At 72.3% G+C, this 15,408-nt stretch carries 12 protein-coding genes and 1 pseudogene; 7 read left to right on the plus strand and 6 right to left on the minus strand.

Features of this window, described 5'->3' with window-relative positions:
• Positions 1 to 432: LysE family transporter (locus Q7F20_RS14100; protein WP_305740708.1), on the minus strand; the 432-nt coding region annotated here is incomplete at its 3' end.
• 69 nt (positions 433 to 501) lie between these two features.
• Here Q7F20_RS14100 and Q7F20_RS14105 point away from each other — a divergent pair.
• The 5 genes from Q7F20_RS14105 to Q7F20_RS14125 all read left to right on the plus strand — a co-directional run bounded on the left by Q7F20_RS14105 (position 502) and on the right by Q7F20_RS14125 (position 6,979).
• Positions 502 to 1,425, plus strand: coding sequence for a LysR family transcriptional regulator ArgP (locus Q7F20_RS14105; protein WP_305740709.1), 924 nt, complete (start codon positions 502 to 504; stop codon positions 1,423 to 1,425).
• 384 nt (positions 1,426 to 1,809) lie between these two features.
• The gene (locus Q7F20_RS14110) at positions 1,810 to 3,570 is read left to right on the plus strand and encodes a glycosyltransferase (RefSeq protein WP_305740710.1); all 1,761 of its coding nucleotides are present in this window, start codon (positions 1,810 to 1,812) and stop codon (positions 3,568 to 3,570) included.
• The gene (locus Q7F20_RS14115) at positions 3,567 to 4,307 is read left to right on the plus strand and encodes an HlyD family efflux transporter periplasmic adaptor subunit (protein ID WP_305740711.1); all 741 of its coding nucleotides are present in this window, start codon (positions 3,567 to 3,569) and stop codon (positions 4,305 to 4,307) included. Before Q7F20_RS14110 ends, Q7F20_RS14115 begins: the two co-directional genes overlap by 4 nt.
• A gap of 3 nt (positions 4,308 to 4,310) precedes the next feature.
• Positions 4,311 to 6,413: a glycosyl hydrolase gene (locus tag Q7F20_RS14120; RefSeq protein ID WP_305740712.1), complete on the plus strand. Its 2,103-nt coding sequence runs from the start codon at positions 4,311 to 4,313 to the stop codon at positions 6,411 to 6,413.
• A gap of 68 nt (positions 6,414 to 6,481) precedes the next feature.
• Positions 6,482 to 6,979, plus strand: a complete 498-nt coding sequence (locus Q7F20_RS14125) for a hypothetical protein (protein WP_305740713.1) — start codon at positions 6,482 to 6,484, stop codon at positions 6,977 to 6,979.
• 12 nt (positions 6,980 to 6,991) lie between these two features.
• Here the strand turns inward: Q7F20_RS14125 and Q7F20_RS14130 are convergent, their stop codons facing one another.
• Entirely contained in the window at positions 6,992 to 7,795 is an 804-nt protein-coding gene (locus Q7F20_RS14130) for a DNA-formamidopyrimidine glycosylase family protein (RefSeq protein ID WP_305740714.1), read from the minus strand.
• A gap of 20 nt (positions 7,796 to 7,815) precedes the next feature.
• Positions 7,816 to 12,606: a DEAD/DEAH box helicase gene (locus Q7F20_RS14135; protein WP_305740715.1), complete on the minus strand. Its 4,791-nt coding sequence runs from the start codon at positions 12,604 to 12,606 to the stop codon at positions 7,816 to 7,818.
• A 169-nt stretch (positions 12,607 to 12,775) separates the two neighbouring features.
• Between Q7F20_RS14135 and Q7F20_RS14140 the strand changes: the two genes are divergently transcribed.
• Entirely contained in the window at positions 12,776 to 13,414 is a 639-nt protein-coding gene (locus Q7F20_RS14140; protein WP_305740716.1) for a PadR family transcriptional regulator, read from the plus strand.
• A gap of 109 nt (positions 13,415 to 13,523) precedes the next feature.
• On the opposite strand, the gene Q7F20_RS14145 is transcribed toward Q7F20_RS14140, so the two are convergent.
• On the minus strand, positions 13,524 to 14,153 hold the full coding sequence (locus Q7F20_RS14145) for an alpha/beta hydrolase (protein ID WP_305740717.1): 630 nt from the start codon (positions 14,151 to 14,153) through the stop codon (positions 13,524 to 13,526).
• Positions 14,154 to 14,238: 85 nt separating this feature from the next.
• Here Q7F20_RS14145 and Q7F20_RS14150 point away from each other — a divergent pair, with 85 nt between their 5' ends.
• Complete coding sequence (locus tag Q7F20_RS14150) at positions 14,239 to 14,781, plus strand: NUDIX hydrolase family protein (protein ID WP_305740718.1); 543 nt, start codon at positions 14,239 to 14,241, stop codon at positions 14,779 to 14,781.
• Positions 14,782 to 14,862: 81 nt separating this feature from the next.
• Here Q7F20_RS14150 and Q7F20_RS14155 read toward each other — a convergent pair whose 3' ends face one another.
• A complete protein-coding gene (locus Q7F20_RS14155; protein ID WP_290133520.1) occupies positions 14,863 to 15,063 on the minus strand; it encodes a CsbD family protein in 201 nt (66 codons plus the stop codon).
• Between the two features lie 124 nt (positions 15,064 to 15,187).
• Positions 15,188 to 15,408: pseudogene (locus Q7F20_RS14160) on the minus strand (ATP-dependent helicase); the annotation flags it as partial.

The raw sequence follows: 15,408 nt of genomic DNA on the forward strand, positions 1-15,408 counted from the left end.
GCGATGCCCGTCCGCGGGCGCGGTCGTCGCGGCCACGCCGGCGTCCGCAGGGGCGTGACCCGCCGCTGGGACTCCCCGGGCCGCCCCAGCGACCCCGTCCTCCGCCGCTTCCGACTCCACACGCATGGCAGCGCCGGTCGGCCGGAGCGCCCGACGCGCCGCGAGCACCCCGTAGGTCACCAGGAACGCAGCACCGACGAACCGGATCACGACGAGCGCGACCGGGAACCGCTCCACCACTACTCCGACGCCGAGCACCCCGGCGAGGATCAGCACGGCATCGGACAGCGCGCAGACCACGACCGCCGCCGCGACGACCCGCACGGACGAGGTCACCGCGATCCGGAGCAGGTAGGCGTTCTGCACCCCGATCGCGACGATGAGCGCGAGCCCGGTCCCGAGGCCGGCGAGCAGGGGGAGGAGAGCGGTCACGGTCCGACCGTAGGACGGCGCCCATGAACAGTACAGCTCATGTTCCTGATGCTGCGTAAGCTCTGCTGCATGCGACGACTGCAGCGCGAGCACCTCGAGACCCTCGTCGCTGCGGTCGACCACGGGACCCTGGACGCCGCGGCCAGGGCACTGTCGATCACGCCGTCGGCGGTGTCACAGCGGATCAAGTCGATGGAGCAGCAGGTGGGGCGGGTGCTCCTGCAACGGACGACCCCGGTCCGCCCCACACCCGACGGCGAGGTCGTCCTCCGCCACGCACGGCAGGCGCAGCTGCTCGACGAGGAGACCGCCCGGGCGCTCGGCGGCGGCGATTCGGTCGTCCCGTCGATCCCGCTCGCGGTGAACGCCGACTCGCTGGGCACCTGGTTCCTCGACGCGCTCGCCCTGGTCCGTGCCGACACCGAGGTCGTGTTCGACCTCCACCGCGAGGACCAGGACCGCACCGCCGAGCTTCTCCGCGCGGGCACGGTGATGGCGGCGGTCACGGCGGAGGCCGAGCCGGTGCAGGGGTGCTCGTCGGTGCCGCTGGGCATCGACCGGTACCGTGCCGTGGCCTCGCCGTCGTTCGTCGCCAGGTACCTGCCCGGCGTCGGCAGCGAGCAGCGGATGACGCGACTCCTCGACCGGGTGCCGCTCGTGGACTACGACCGCGACGACGACCTGCAGCAGGGGTACCTGCGGCGGGTGCTCGGGCACGCACCGTCCGGGCCGAGGCACTTCGTCCCGACGTCGGCGGACTTCGCGCGTGCGGTGTCGCTCGGCTTCGGCTGGGGGATGCTGCCGGAGGCGCAGTGCCTCGATGCCCTCGACCGGGGCGACCTCGTGGAGCTCACCCCCGGGCGGCGCGCGGACGTGGCGCTGTGGTGGCAACGCTGGAACCTGGCGTCACCGCTGCTCGAGCGCGTGACCGAGGCCGTCCGGGCGACCGCTGCCAGGCGGCTCCACCCGGTCGGTCAGACCGTCGCGCGGTGACGGAGTCCGTCGACGAGCAGCCCGACGAGGCCTGACCGGCGCCGGTGCCCGGCATGCCGGGCACCGGCGACTTGCGGGAAACCGCACGATCGCCGCCCCCGGGGACTTGTTCACACGTTCGTCACGAACCGGCACCACCGGCGGACCTACGCTCACAGCACCGACGGCGACGGGCCGTCGACAGCACGACCGCACCACCGAACACCGCGACCGCACCCACGGTCGCGAGCACCGCCGGCGCAGGATCCCTAGTCCCTCGCCGGCCGGACCTCCCGAGGGTCCGGACCACTGTCGCCGCAGCCGCCGACGCCCCGTCTCACGACGCGTCGGCGCCTGCGCCCGACGACGCGTGAGTCCTCTCCGAACCCGACAGGAGACCACGCCATGTCCGCACCGCCCGACGTCCGTCGTACCCGGACGCCACTCCGAGCACCGGAAGCGGCCGACGAGCTGCAGTCCTTCGACTTCCAGCTCCCGGCCCCGCTCACACCGCGTGACCGCGAGCGCGCCCGACGTCGTCGGCAGACCGAGCCGGTTCCGTACGTCCGACCACGGGCGGAGAGCCGGGCGCACAGCCCCGTGATGGTGCTCATCGTGCTCGTCGCCACGCTGGGCGTGATGGCGTACGCGGTGTTCCTCCTCGACCCGGCGAACCGGGGCGACTTCCTGCCGTACGGACTCGTGATCGTCGCCGAGAGCGTGCTCGTGGGGCAGGCGCTCCTGTCCATGTGGACGATCCTGTCCGGCGGCGCCGACCCCCGGGACTTCGCGTTCCACCACACCCAGGACACCCTGTTCGACCGCGACACCATCGCCCGGAGCGGTGCCGCCGACCAGCCCCACCGCTGGCCGATGCACGTGCGCGGCCGGAGGGTCGAGGTCGACGTCTTCATCACCGTCTACGGCGAGGAACTCACGAAGATCGCCGCTACCGTGCAGGCCGCGGTGGCGATGCGCGGCGAGCACCGCACGTGGGTGCTCGACGACGGTCGGAGCGACGAGGTGCGCGCACTCGCCGAGGAGCTCGGCGCACGGTACGTCCGCCGCCTCTCGTCGCACGGTGCGAAGGCCGGCAACATCAACCACGCGCTGACCCTCGCCAAGGGCGACTACTTCGCGGTCTTCGACGCGGACTTCGTCCCGAAGCCGGACTTCCTGTTCGAGACCGTGCCGTTCTTCGCCGACGACGGGATCGCCTTCGTGCAGACCCCGCAGTCGTACGGCAACCTCCACAACCTCGTCTCCCGGGGTGCCGGGTACATGCAGACGGTGTTCTACCGGTTCATCCAGCCTGGACGCAACCGGTTCAACGCGGCGTTCTGCGTCGGGACGAACGTCATCTTCCGGCGCGAGGCCATCGACGAGATCGGTGGCATGTACACCGACTCGAAGTCGGAGGACGTCTGGACGAGCCTGATGCTGCACGAGCGTGGTTGGAAGACCGTCTTCATCCCGATGACCCTCGCCGTCGGCGACGCCCCGGAGACCATCGAGGGCTTCACGAAGCAGCAGCTCCGGTGGGCCACGGGCGGCTTCGAGATCCTGCTCACGCACTTCCCGTTCCGCCCGAAGCACCGGCTGACGATGGACCAGCGGCTGCAGTACCTCGTCACCGCGAGCTTCTACCTGACGGGCATCGTCCCCGGTCTCCTCCTGCTCGTGCCGCCCCTGGAGATCTACTTCGACCTGCGCCCGATGAACCTGACGATCGGGGCCGGCGAGTGGGTGCTGTTCTACCTCGGCTTCTACGGCGCGCAGGTGCTCCTCGCGTTCTACGCCCTCGGGTCGTTCCGGTACGAGACGCTCCTGCTCGCCGCGGTCTCGTTCCCGATCTACGCGAGTGCGCTCTGGAACGTCGTGTGCGGGAAGGAGCAGGCGTGGCACGTCACCGGTGCCTCCCGCGGTCGGACGCCGTCGCCGTTCAACTTCATCGTCCCGCAGGTGCTCGTGTTCGTGTTCCTGGCACTGACGAGCGTCGTGGCGATCTGGCGTGACCTCGACAACGGGCAGCTGACGCTCGCGACGGCCTGGAACATCACGAACACCCTCGTGTTCCTCGCGTTCATCATCGCCGCGTTCCGCGAGCAGGCGCGGAACCGTGTGACCGACCGGCTGACCGCGATGCTGCAGGGGGTGGCGGCATGACCTGGACGAACCGACTCCGGCTGTTCGCGGGACTCGTCGCGGTGCTGGTCGTCGTGGCGGCGTTCACGCTCGTCTTCAACCAGCGGCAGAGCGCCGTGGCGAGCACCTCGGCGGCGATCGCCGCGCAGGAGTACGCCGTCGGCACCGACTACGGCGGGACCGTCACGGAGGAGTACGTCCAGGAGGGCGACTCCGTCCGGAAGGGCGACCGGCTCCTCCAGGTGCAGAGCCTCCAGCTCGCACAGGACATCCGGAAGGGCGTCGTGGGCGCGAACACGCAGACGAGCGCCTACGACATCGGCGCCGACGGCTTCATCACGTTCAAGGCCGAGGTCTCCGGGACCGTCGCCAAGGTCGACGTGAAGACCGGTGGCTACGTGCAGGCCGGCTCCGAGCTCGGCACCATCCACAAGGAGGACAGCCTCTTCGTCACCTCGAGCTTCATCGTGACCGCTCGGGACTACGGGCGGATCCAGAACGGCGCAGCGGTCGACCTCGTGCTCCCGAACGACACGACGATCCGGGGCACCGTGAAGAGCGTCAGCGTCGAGACCAACGACCAGGGGCAGGCGAAGACCACGGTCGACGTCGAGAGCCCCGAGCTCTCCGCGTCGCCGTCGAGCGGCGTCACGAGCCCCGGGACCCCGGTGGACGCCACCCTGCACCTGCGGGACGACGGCCGGCTCGCGGGCGTCACGGACCTCGTCCGTGACTTCGCACGGCAGATCGGACTGTAGCCGATGCTCCGGCTGCCTCGGTCCGTCCGTCGTGACCAGGCGCCGGACGCGCGCCGTCGGGTCGGCGCGCGCCGTGCCTCCAGGCTGATCACCGGTGTCACCGTCGTGACGGCCGTCACGATGCTCGTGACCGCGTGCACCGGCACTGGAGGCACGGATCACCCCGGCGAGAGCGCCTCGCCACCCACGGACGGTGCGGCACAGACGCGCGCGGTCGCCGGTCTCGGCGACGTCGCGTCGTCGGGGGCAGGCACGATGCGCCTCGCCGACGGACTGTTGCCGCCCACGAACCGCTGGTTCTCGGGGCTCGTCTTCGGAGCGGCACCACAGCCCGTGTTCCCCAGCCCGATCTCGTGGCAGGTGACCGACGACGGCTTCGCGGCCGGCCTCCCCACCGTGACCGCGACCGAGAAGACCATCGCCGGCGGCGCGACGCAACAGGTCGGACTCGACCTCGGTGCCACCTCGACCCGGGTGTCCACCTACGACTCGGTGTCCGTGACCGTCGAGCACCGTGACGGCTCCACCGTCCTCGGGCACACCGTCATCGCCGAGGGCTCGCCGCTCGTCACGTACACCGCCGCGCGTGCCGGCACGGTCACCGCGACCGCTCCGATCGACCGCACCGGCGACCGGACCGGCACCGTGACGGCGGGCGGCCGGACCTGGCAGCTCGTCGTGCGGGACGGGACGATCGACGGCGACGCGATCGACCTGCGATCCGGCGGCAGTGTCGTCCTCCTGCCGGTCCCGGACGGCGCGACCGCGGCGCAGACCGCCCTGCTCGTGGATGCCGCGCGTCCGCTCTCGGGGGTCGTGCTCGACCGCAGTGCGTCGCGGGGGAAGCAGCGCACCACGCTGACGTACGACTTCGGTGGCGACCGGGGTGTCCTCGTCCCGCAGCCAGGGCAGGGCACGACCGGCCTGGAGTGCACCGGTCTGCACTACGACACCGTGCAGGGAGCCGCGCCGGTCTGCACCGGCACGGCGCTGCGGTTCGCGGTCGACACCGTCCGGCCCTCGGACACGCTCGACCTGTCGGGGCTGTCCTCCTCGCAGCGTTCGGAGCTCGTCGCCCAGGTCCGCGAGGACGCCTCCAGGGTGGATGCCTCGTCGTACGCGGCGGACAGCTACGGCGGCGGGAAGGACCTCTACCGCGTCGCGAACCTGTACCGGCTGGCGACGCAGCTCGACCTCACGTCGGTGGCGGAGACGCTGAAGACCTCGGTCGTCGACGAGCTCGACCAGTGGTTCGACGCGGACGGGTGCGGGACGCGCACGGCACGGTGCTTCGCGTACGACCCCACCCTGCACGGGCTCGTGGGGCAGGAGGCGTCGTTCGGCTCCGACGAGTTCAACGACCACCACTTCCACTACGGCTACGTCCTGTCCGCAGCCGCGGTCCTCGCCGCCGACGACCCCGCGCTCGTCAGCCGGTGGCGGACCGTGGCTGACCTCGTCGCCGCGGACATCGCCTCGCCGGAGGCCACCGCTTCGTTCCCCGCGCTCCGCGTCTACGACCCGTACGCGCAGCACTCGTGGGCGTCCGGGTTCTCGCCGTTCGCCGACGGCAACAACCAGGAGTCCTCGTCCGAGGCGGTGTCGGCGTGGAACGGCGTCGCGCTGTGGGGAGCGGTGTCCGGCTCGTCGTCGGGGTCGTCGTCGCTCCGAGCCGTCGGGACCTGGCTGCTCTCGAACGAGGCGGCCTCGGCGGCACGGGACGTCCTCGACCCGTCGCTGTCGGAGTTCCCGGAGTTCCAGCACGAGGTCGTCTCGCTGACCTGGGGCGGCAAGCGCGACCACGCCACGTGGTTCAGTGCCGCCGCGGCCGCCCCCGCGGGGATCGAGCTGATCCCGATGCCGGCCGTCGCCGCCTCGTACGTCGATGCCGGCGGGGCCGCCCAGATCCGCCGGGTGCTCGCCGAGGCCGTCCCGGACGGGCGGTACGACGTGCAGTTCGGCGACTACCTGCTCATGTACCGGGCGTTGGCGTCGCAGACGGATGCGTCGGCGGCGCTGCGCGAGGCCCGGGACCTGCCGGACGCGGTGATCGACTCGGCGAACTCGCGGTCGTACATGCTGGCCTGGATCATGTCCCGCGGGTAGCGGCGGCGCCCCGCGCATGCTGGATCGTCTGCGCGGGCACCCATGCGCCGCGTCCTACCGTCCCCTCCATGTCCATCCGAGTGAAGACCGTCACGGCGCTCGTCGGTGCCGGAACCATCGCATTGCTCCTCACCTCGTGCTACGGCGCAGGCGCGCAGAACGGCAACCCCGTCGGCAAGGGACCGGCGGGCGACGACCCCGCGGAGAAGGTGCAGTGTGCCGTGGCGGCGAAGGAGGCGGTCGACGCGATTGACGCCGCCGTCGGCGGCCACGACGACACCGACTACGCGAGCATCCGCAAGGGCGACGGCGGCTGGTACCTCGGCGCGTCGATCACGCCGAACCAGAAGGACGACCCGAACGAGGACGAGGTCACGGTGTGGGCGACCACGTCCGACCCCACGTCCGAGGAGTTCGACGGCACGGTCTACCCGGTGAACGAGGCCGCGAAGACCGCGGTCGCCGACGAGTCCACCGACGCGACGGCTGCCCCGTCCGGGTTCAGTGCGGACGCTGACGCCGCGCAGGCCGTGGCCCAGTGCGTCATCGCGTCGACGGACCACTGACCGGCCGCCGCGTCAGGTCTGGCAGCGCGGGCACCAGTAGGTGTCCCGGAGGGTGAGCTCGGACTCGCCGAGTTCCCCGTACCGGATCGGTGTCCCGCACCGCAGGCACGGCTTCCCCGCCCGGCCGTACACCCAGAAGCGCCGACCGGGGCGGTCGACCCCCGTGGTCACACGAGCGCTGCGGTCACGGTTGGCGAGGATGAGCCGGCTCGCCAGGGCGATCATCCGTGCCGGGTCGTGGACCTCGCGCACCGGTCGGGTCGGCAGGACACCGCGCAGGAAGCACAGCTCGTTGCGGTAGACGTTCCCCAGGCCGGCGAGCACGCGTTGGTCCAGCAGTGCAAGGCCGACGGGACGATCAGGATCCCGCGTCAGGTTCGCCAGGGCGAGGTCGGCGTCCCAGTCCGGACCGAGCAGGTCGGGGCCGAGGTGCCCGACGACCTCGGACTCATGGTCGCGGGGGACGACCTCGAGCACCCCGAGCGCGAACCCGACCGTCGAGACGTCGGTGGCGCTGCCGGTCCCGCCGCTGGTCGCGTCGAGCACCACCCGCGCCTGGTGCGCCGGGCGACGCCAGCGGTCGCCGGGCGCGTAGACGTCCCACCGCCCCTCCATCTTGAGGTGGGAGTGCACGGTGAGGTCGCCGATCCGGTGCAGCAGGTGCTTGCCACGCGGGACGACCTCGTCCACCGTGCGGCCGACGAGGTCGAGCGTGGCGAACGCGGGGACGCGGAAGTCGCTGCGGGTGAGGACCTTGCCCGCGAGCGCCGCGTGGAGGCGACGTGCGGCACGGAAGACGGTGTCGCCCTCAGGCACCGCGCGCCCCGATCCTGCGCTCAGACACGGAGACGCAGTCCCTGGGGGGTGGCGGTGAACCCGGCCTCGCGCAGCGCCGAACCGAGCGGGGTCTCGAGGACGAAGTCCCCGTCCACCCGTTCGACCGAGAGCTTCCGCAGGCCGCTCCGGACGGTCGCGGCGATCGACGATGCAGCCGCGGCGAGGTCCGCCGGGTCGTCGGTGAAGGTCAGCACCGACTTGCCGCCCCGTTCGACGTACACGGCGAGGTGCCCGTCGACCGTCGTGACGAGCGCCCCCGCCTTCCGGCCCGGCCGGTGACCGCGGCCGGTCGTCTTGGCCGAGGACGTGCCGGCGGTGCTGCCGGGACCCCCGGTGCTGCCAACGGCGTCGGAGCTGCCGACACCGTCGTCGTCGGCCCCGACGGCGGTGTCCGACGGCCATGGCAGCGACGCCCCGTAGGGGTTCGCCGGATCGGTCGCCGCGAGGGTCAGCGCCTCGCGCGCACGGTCCGGATCGGCCCGCTCGTCGTCGTCGAGGTCCCGTGCGAACGTCCGGAGCCGGTCGACGGTGGGCCCGGTCGCGAACTGTGCGGCGCCGAGGCCCTCGACGAAGTAGCCCCGACGCGCCCGACCGGACTCCTCGAAGCGGGAGAGCACCCGGTACACCCCGGCGAACCCGCCCCGGACCCCCTCGACCTGCACCGCGCCGCGGGTGACGACGCCGTACCGCTCGAGCAGCTGTTCGGCGGTGGCAGCGGCCCGGACGGTCGAGTCGGACTCGGCGAGCGGGAGCAGCGACCACCGGCCACCGACCGACGGCGGACCGGACTGCGTCGGCATCGTCGGCCGACGACGTCCGCGGTAGGCGCGTGCGCGGGGTGCGCTCGAGCTCTTCGCCTTCCCACCGAGCATCGCCCGGAGCGGCGCGAAGGTGTCGTTCGTGATCTGTCCGACCCACACCAGGTCCCACAGCGCGGTGGACAGGGCGGAGTCGTCGGTGCTGCCCACGGCCTGTCCGAGCTGCCGGAAGAAGTAGGCGCCGCCGCCCGCCAGCGCACCGAGCACGTCCCGCTGGAGCTCGGTCGTCTCGTCTCCGGAAGGCTCGGCCAGCGTCGTGGACGCGGTGTCGGCGAGGTGGAGACGGATCCATCCGTCGTTGCCCGGCAGCGTGCCCCCACCGGACCAGAGGACCTCGCCCGTGGCGGTGAGCTCGTCGAGCATGCTCGGCGCGTAGTCACCGACGCGTGCCGGCAGCACGAGGGTCTCCCACGCGCTCGCGGGCAGTGCCACGCCGGCGAGCTGGTCGACGACCTGGAGCACCCCGTCGACACCGCGCAGACCCCCGCGGGTACCGGAGGTCCGGACGTGCTGCCACGCGGGCAGGAACCGCGCGAGGGCGTCCGGCGTGACCGGCTCGACCTCGTGCCGGAGTGCCGCGAGCGACTTCGTGCGGATGCGTCGGAGCACCTCGGCGTCGCACCACTCGGCACCCTGGCGGTCGGGACGGAACTCGCCCTCGACCACGCGGCGGTCGGCGACGAGGCGGCGCAGAGTGTCCTGCACGACGGCGATCCCGAGCCCCAGCCGCCCGGCGGCGTCCTGCGCGGAGAACGGCCCGTGGGACCGTGCGTACCGGCCGACCAGGTCGCCGAGCGGGTCGGCCACCGGCTCGACGAACGCCGTCGGGACACCGATCGGCAGGGGGACGCCGAGGGCGTCGCGCAGGCGGGAGGCGTCCTCGATGACCGCCCACCGGGTCGAGCCGGCGTGCGAGAAGGAGAGCACGCGGCGGTCCCGCTCGAGCGCGGCGAGCACGGTCTGCGCCTCGGTGGCAGCGGCGGCACGGTCGTCCGTCGCTGCCAGCCAGCTCCGGTCCACGATCTCGTCGAGGTCGAGCGCGCCCACGAGCCGCAGCACGTCGACGACCCCCTCGGCGTCGCGCGCGCGGCGGTCGGGTGAGAGCCGCTGCAGGTCGCGCTCGACCGAGGCGATGACCGTCGGGTCGAGCAGCTCGCGCAGCTCGGCACGACCGAGCAGCTCGCCGAGCAGTGTCGAGTCGAGGGACAGGGCGGCCGCCCGACGCTCGGCGAGCGGCGAGTCCCCCTCGTACATGAACGCGGCGACGTAGCCGAAGAGCAGTGACCGCGCGAAGGGCGACGGTGTCTGCGTCTCGGTCTCGACCAGCCGGATGCGGCGACCGGCGATGTCGTCGGCGATCCCGAGCAGCGCGGGCACGTCGTACACGTCCTGCAGGACCTCGCGCACGGTCTCGAGCACGATCGGGAAGGTCGGGTACTTCTGGGCGACCTCGAGCAGCTGCGAGGCCCGTTGCCGCTGCTGCCAGAGCGGTGACCGCTGGCCGGGGTTCCGGCGCGGCAGCAGGAGCGCTCGCGCGGCGCACTCGCGGAACCGAGCGGCGAACAGCGCCGACGCTCCGACCTCGTCCGTGACGAGCGCTTCGAGGTCGTCCCGCTCGAACACGAACAGGTCGGCGCCGGGGGGCTCGGCATCGGTCTCGGGGATCCGCACGACGATCCCGTCGTCGGCGGCCATGGCGTCACCGTCGATCCCGTGTCGTTCACGGAGGCGAGCGGCCACCGCCAGGGCCCACGGCGCGTGCACCTGCATGCCGTACGGGGAGTGCAGGATGAGCCGCCAGTCGCCGAGTTCGTCGCGGAAGCGCTCGATCACGAGCGTCGTGTCGTTCGGCACGTGTCCGGTGGCGGCGCGCTGGTCGCGGAGGAAGGTGAGCAGGTTCGTGACGGCGCGTTCGTCGAGTCCGCCGGCGGCCACCCGGGCGCGGGCGTCGTCGTCCGAGGCACCCTCGACCTCGCGCACGAAGGCCCCGGTGGCACGGCCGAGTTCGGCCGGCCGACCGATGCCGTCGCCCTTCCAGAACGGCACCCGGCCCGGCTGCCCGAACGCGGGGCTGACGATCACGCGGTCGTGGGTGATCTCCTCGATGCGCCAGCTCGTGGCACCGAGCGCGAAGACGTCGCCGACCCGGGACTCGTAGACCATCTCCTCGTCGAGCTCGCCGACGCGCGAGGCCTTCTCGCCGACCATGAAGACGCCGAACATGCCGCGGTCGGGGATCGTCCCGCCACTGGTGACCGCGAGCCGCTGGGCGCCCGGACGCCCGGTGAGGGTGCCGTGCACGCGGTCCCACACCAGGCGCGGGCGGAGCTCGGCGAACTCGTCGCTCGGGTAGCGCCCGGTCACGAGGTCGAGCGTGGCCTCGAACGCGGAGCGGGGCAGCCCGCTGAACGGGGCGCTCCGCCGGACGAGCTCGAACCAGTGCTCGACGTCGACCGTGTCGATCGCACCCGCCGCCACGGTGTGCTGCGCGAGCACGTCGAGCGGGTTCGCCGGCACCGAGATCGACTCGATCTGCCCGGCGACCATGCGCTCGACCGTCACGGCGCTGTTGACCAGGTCGGCGCGGTGCTTCGGGAACAGCACGCCGCGCGAGATCTCGCCGACCTGGTGCCCGGCGCGACCGACGCGCTGCAGGCCGCTGGCGACCGAGGGCGGCGCCTCGACCTGCACGACGAGGTCGACCTCGCCCATGTCGATGCCGAGCTCCAGCGAACTCGTCGCGACGACGCACCGCAGCCGACCGGACTTCAGGTCGTCCTCGATGATCGCGCGCTGGTCCTTCGAGACGGAGCCGTGGTGCGCGCGGGCGAGCACCGGCACCGCGGCGTCGGAGCCCCCGCCTCCGGTCTGCCCCGACGCACCGATCACCTGCGCCGGCGGACGTTTGGTCCCCTGGGGCGCGACGGCGTGGGCCGAGGTCCGTGCCGGTGACTGCGGACGACCACGCGCGACCGGCAGTCCGTCGTCGGCGGGGGACGCCCCGGCCGGGACCAGCACACCGTCACCGACGGAGCCGGCCGCCGCCAGGACGCGTTCTTCGTGGATCTCGTTGAGCCGCGCCGTCAGCCGTTCGGCGAGTCGGCGGGAGTTCGCGAACACGATCGTCGACCGGTGTTCCTCGACGAGGTCGACCACGCGTTCCTCGACGTGGGGCCAGATCGACCCGTTCGTGGGCGACTCGGTCGCGTCCGCTCCGACGGGTGGCGCGCCGAGCTCGGCCATGTCGTCGACCGGCACGACGACCCGCAGGTCGAACGTCTTCTGCGCCGGCGGGGCGATGATCGACACCGGCGCGCGTCCACCGAGGAACCGTGCGACCTCTTCCGGTGGGCGCACCGTCGCCGAGAGCCCGATGCGCTGCACGGGCTTCTCGAGCAGGTCGTCGAGGCGTTCGAGCGAGACCGCCAGGTGGGCACCGCGCTTGGTGGACGCGACGGCGTGGACCTCGTCCACGATGACGGTGTCGACGTTCACCAGGGTCTCGCGCGCCTGCGAGGTGAGCATGAGGTACAGCGACTCGGGTGTCGTGATGAGGATGTCCGGCGGCTGCCGCAGCAGCTTCTGCCGATCGGACGACGGGGTGTCACCGCTCCGGACCCCGACCGTGACGTCGGGCGGTTCGAGCCCGAGACGCCGTGCGGTCTGGGTGATGCCGACGAGCGGGCTGCGCAGGTTCCGTTCGACGTCGACACCGAGGGCCTTCAGCGGGGACACGTAGAGCACCCGGGTGCGCTGCTTCGCGGGTGGGTGGTCGGTCGAGCTGATCAACCGGTCGATCGACCAGAGGAACGAGGCGAGGGTCTTGCCGGACCCCGTCGGGGCGATGACGAGCGCGTGCTGACCGGTGGAGACGGCGTCCCACGCACCGGCCTGTGCCGCGGTCGGTGCGGCGAAGGCACCGCGGAACCACTCCGCGGTGGCGGGGGAGAAGCGCTCGAGGACGTCCGTCATGGTCCGTCCCATCCTGCCCGGCACCACCGACAGCGGCCCGTGCGCACGTACCCCTTGACACAACGATAGTTACCGATCTATCGTTAACACATCGCGATACGACGAAGACGGATCCGTCAGACCGTTCGCGAGCCGACTCAGCACGACGGAAGGACGCACCATGCGACCCATGCACAACGACTTCGACACCGACCAGCACCCGCGCGGCCCCCGCTTCGGCGGCGCGCGGCACCACCACGGCGCCGGCTTCCCCGGCCGCGACCGCGGTGACCACGACCACGGCGGGCGCGGCGGCTTCGGCCCCGGCTTCGGGCGTGGCTTCGGCCCCGGCTTCGGCGGTCCGGGGTTCGGCGGGCCCGGCTTCGGCCGTGAGCGCCGTCGCCGCGGCGACGTCCGCCTCGCGATCCTCGGCCTGCTGGCCGAGGGCCCGCAGAACGGCTACGCCGTCATCAAGACCATCGCTGAACGCACGGGCGGTGCCTGGAAGCCGAGCCCCGGTTCGGTCTACCCGACGCTCCAGCAGCTCGTGGACGAGGACCTCGTCGTCTCCACGGGTGACGGCCGGAAGACGCTCTTCGAGCTCACCGACGCGGGCAAGGCCGAGGCGGAGGCGAAGGCGGACGAGATCGCCGCGGCCTTCGACGCGCCGGGCATGCCGGACTCGTCGCGCGAGTTCGTCGAGGCGCTCCGCAAGACCATGGGCGTCCTGCACATGTACCGCACGAGCGCGACCGAGGAGCAGGCGAAGGCAGCCACCGCCAAGATCGACCAGCTCCGCAAGGACCTCCTGCAGATCCTCGCCGACTGAACGACACGACCAGATGACGGACGGGAGGCGCGGTGCCAGCTGGCACCGCGCCCCCCGTCCGTCATCTGCGAACCCTGGCGACGAGGTCAGCCGTCCTCGGCGTGCGCAGTCAGCGCGAGGCGCCGTCGCCGATGAACGCGGCCACGTCCGCCAGCTCCGCTGCGGACACCGCGTGCGGCAGCCCCTCGTAGACCCGGTCCGTCACGGACGTGTTCGCGGCGGCCCAGGCCTGCGTCCGGGCGGTGGCCTCGCCGGGGATCACCGGGTCGAGGTCACCGTGCCCGAGGAACACCCGAGGGTGGACGGCACCGACGGCATCGTCACGCGAATCCGTCACCCCCGGCACGACGAACCCGGACAGCGACACCGCGAACGCGAACGCGGCGGGCCGTGCACGCAGCAGTTGCAGCGCCATCGAGCCGCCCTGCGAGAACCCGAGCAGGCCGATCCGCGGGTGGTCCGCCGAGACGGAGTCGATCCACTCGAGGACACCGGCGACGGACTCGTCGACGGGTCCGAGCGCCGGGGAGCCCGGCGTGCCGAGCGGGTACCAGCTGTACCCCTGCCCGAACGGCATCGGCGCACGCAGCGATGCGATCGTCCACGAGGACGGCAGCGCCGGGGCGAGTCCGAGCAGGTCGCGCTCGTTCGAACCGACCCCGTGCATCGCGACGAGGAGCGGCGTCCCCGCCCGCTCCGAGGGGCTCCGGGTCCACTGCACGGCGTCGCGATCGATCATGCGCCCGACTGTAGTTGACGCATCAACCATCCCCAACCCCCGCGCCTTCCGCCGAACTCGCCGCGGCGACTGGTAGACACGGTGCATGGCCTCGCTGCGCACCCCCGACCCCGACTCCGGCTGGCTGTCCGACGAGGAACTCGCGAACATCCGTCGTCGACTGCCGATCTGCTACGTCGAGGCGATCCCCGTCCGCACCGACGGCCTCGGCGTCGTGACCGAGGTCGGGGTGCTGCTCCGTGTGGCTCCGAGCGGGTCGATCGCGCGGACGCTGGTGTCCGGCCGGGTGATGTACGGCGAGTCGATCCGGACGGCGCTCTTCCGGCACCTCGAGAAGGACCTCGGGCCGATGGCCTTCCCGCAGCTGCCGTCGAGCCCCACCCCGTTCACCGTCGCCGAGTACTTCCCGCTGCCCGGCGCGTCCGTCTACACGGACGAACGGCAGCACGCGATCTCCCTCGCGTACGTCGTCCCGGTGACCGGCACGTGCGAGCCCCGGCAGGACGCCCTCGAGCTGACCTGGATGAGCCCGATGGAGGCAGCCTCCGACGCCGTCGCGGACGAGATGGAGGGCGGCCGCGGGGCGCTCCTCCGCGCGGGCCTCGCGTCGGTGGGCGCCCTCATGTAGCGGCCGACCCAAGCTGGACACGACGAAGCCCCCGGGACCACGTGGTCCCGGGGGCTTCGCAGCTCGGTCGTGCGACCGGCTTCAGTGCTTCTCGTTGCGGAGGCTGTCCGCGACGCCGTGCGCCGCGTCCTTGACGTCATCGACGCCCTGCTTGGCCGACGCCTTGGCCTGGTCGGTCTGACCCTCGGCCTTGAGCTTGTCGTTGCCGGTGAGGTTGCCGATGCCCTCCTTGACCTTGCCGACGAGCTTCTCGCCGGTGTGGTTCTCTTCGCTGCCAGCCATACGGTCTCCTTCCAACGACGGACGTTTCCCCGTCAGCCGCTCGCGCGGCATCCGGTGCAGCAGAAACTACGCCCGCCCCCAGGCCGCATTCCAAGGAGACGTCGAGGTTGGGGGACGACGAGCCTCAGTGGCGGTCGGCAGCACCCGCGGGACGGGAGGCGCGGCGCGAGCCACGACGTCGACCAGCGCCCGACTCGGAGCTGGCACCACGGCCCGCCGCGTAACCGCCCTCGGACGACCACACCGGAGCGGACCCGCCCCGCACGACGTCACTCGACGCGCGACGGCTGCCGCCGCGCCGCTGGCCGCCGGAGGTCGCGCCGTCGGCGCCACGGCCGCCGCGAC

This window comes from Curtobacterium sp. A7_M15, assembly GCF_030705415.1.
Taxonomy (GTDB): domain Bacteria; phylum Actinomycetota; class Actinomycetes; order Actinomycetales; family Microbacteriaceae; genus Curtobacterium.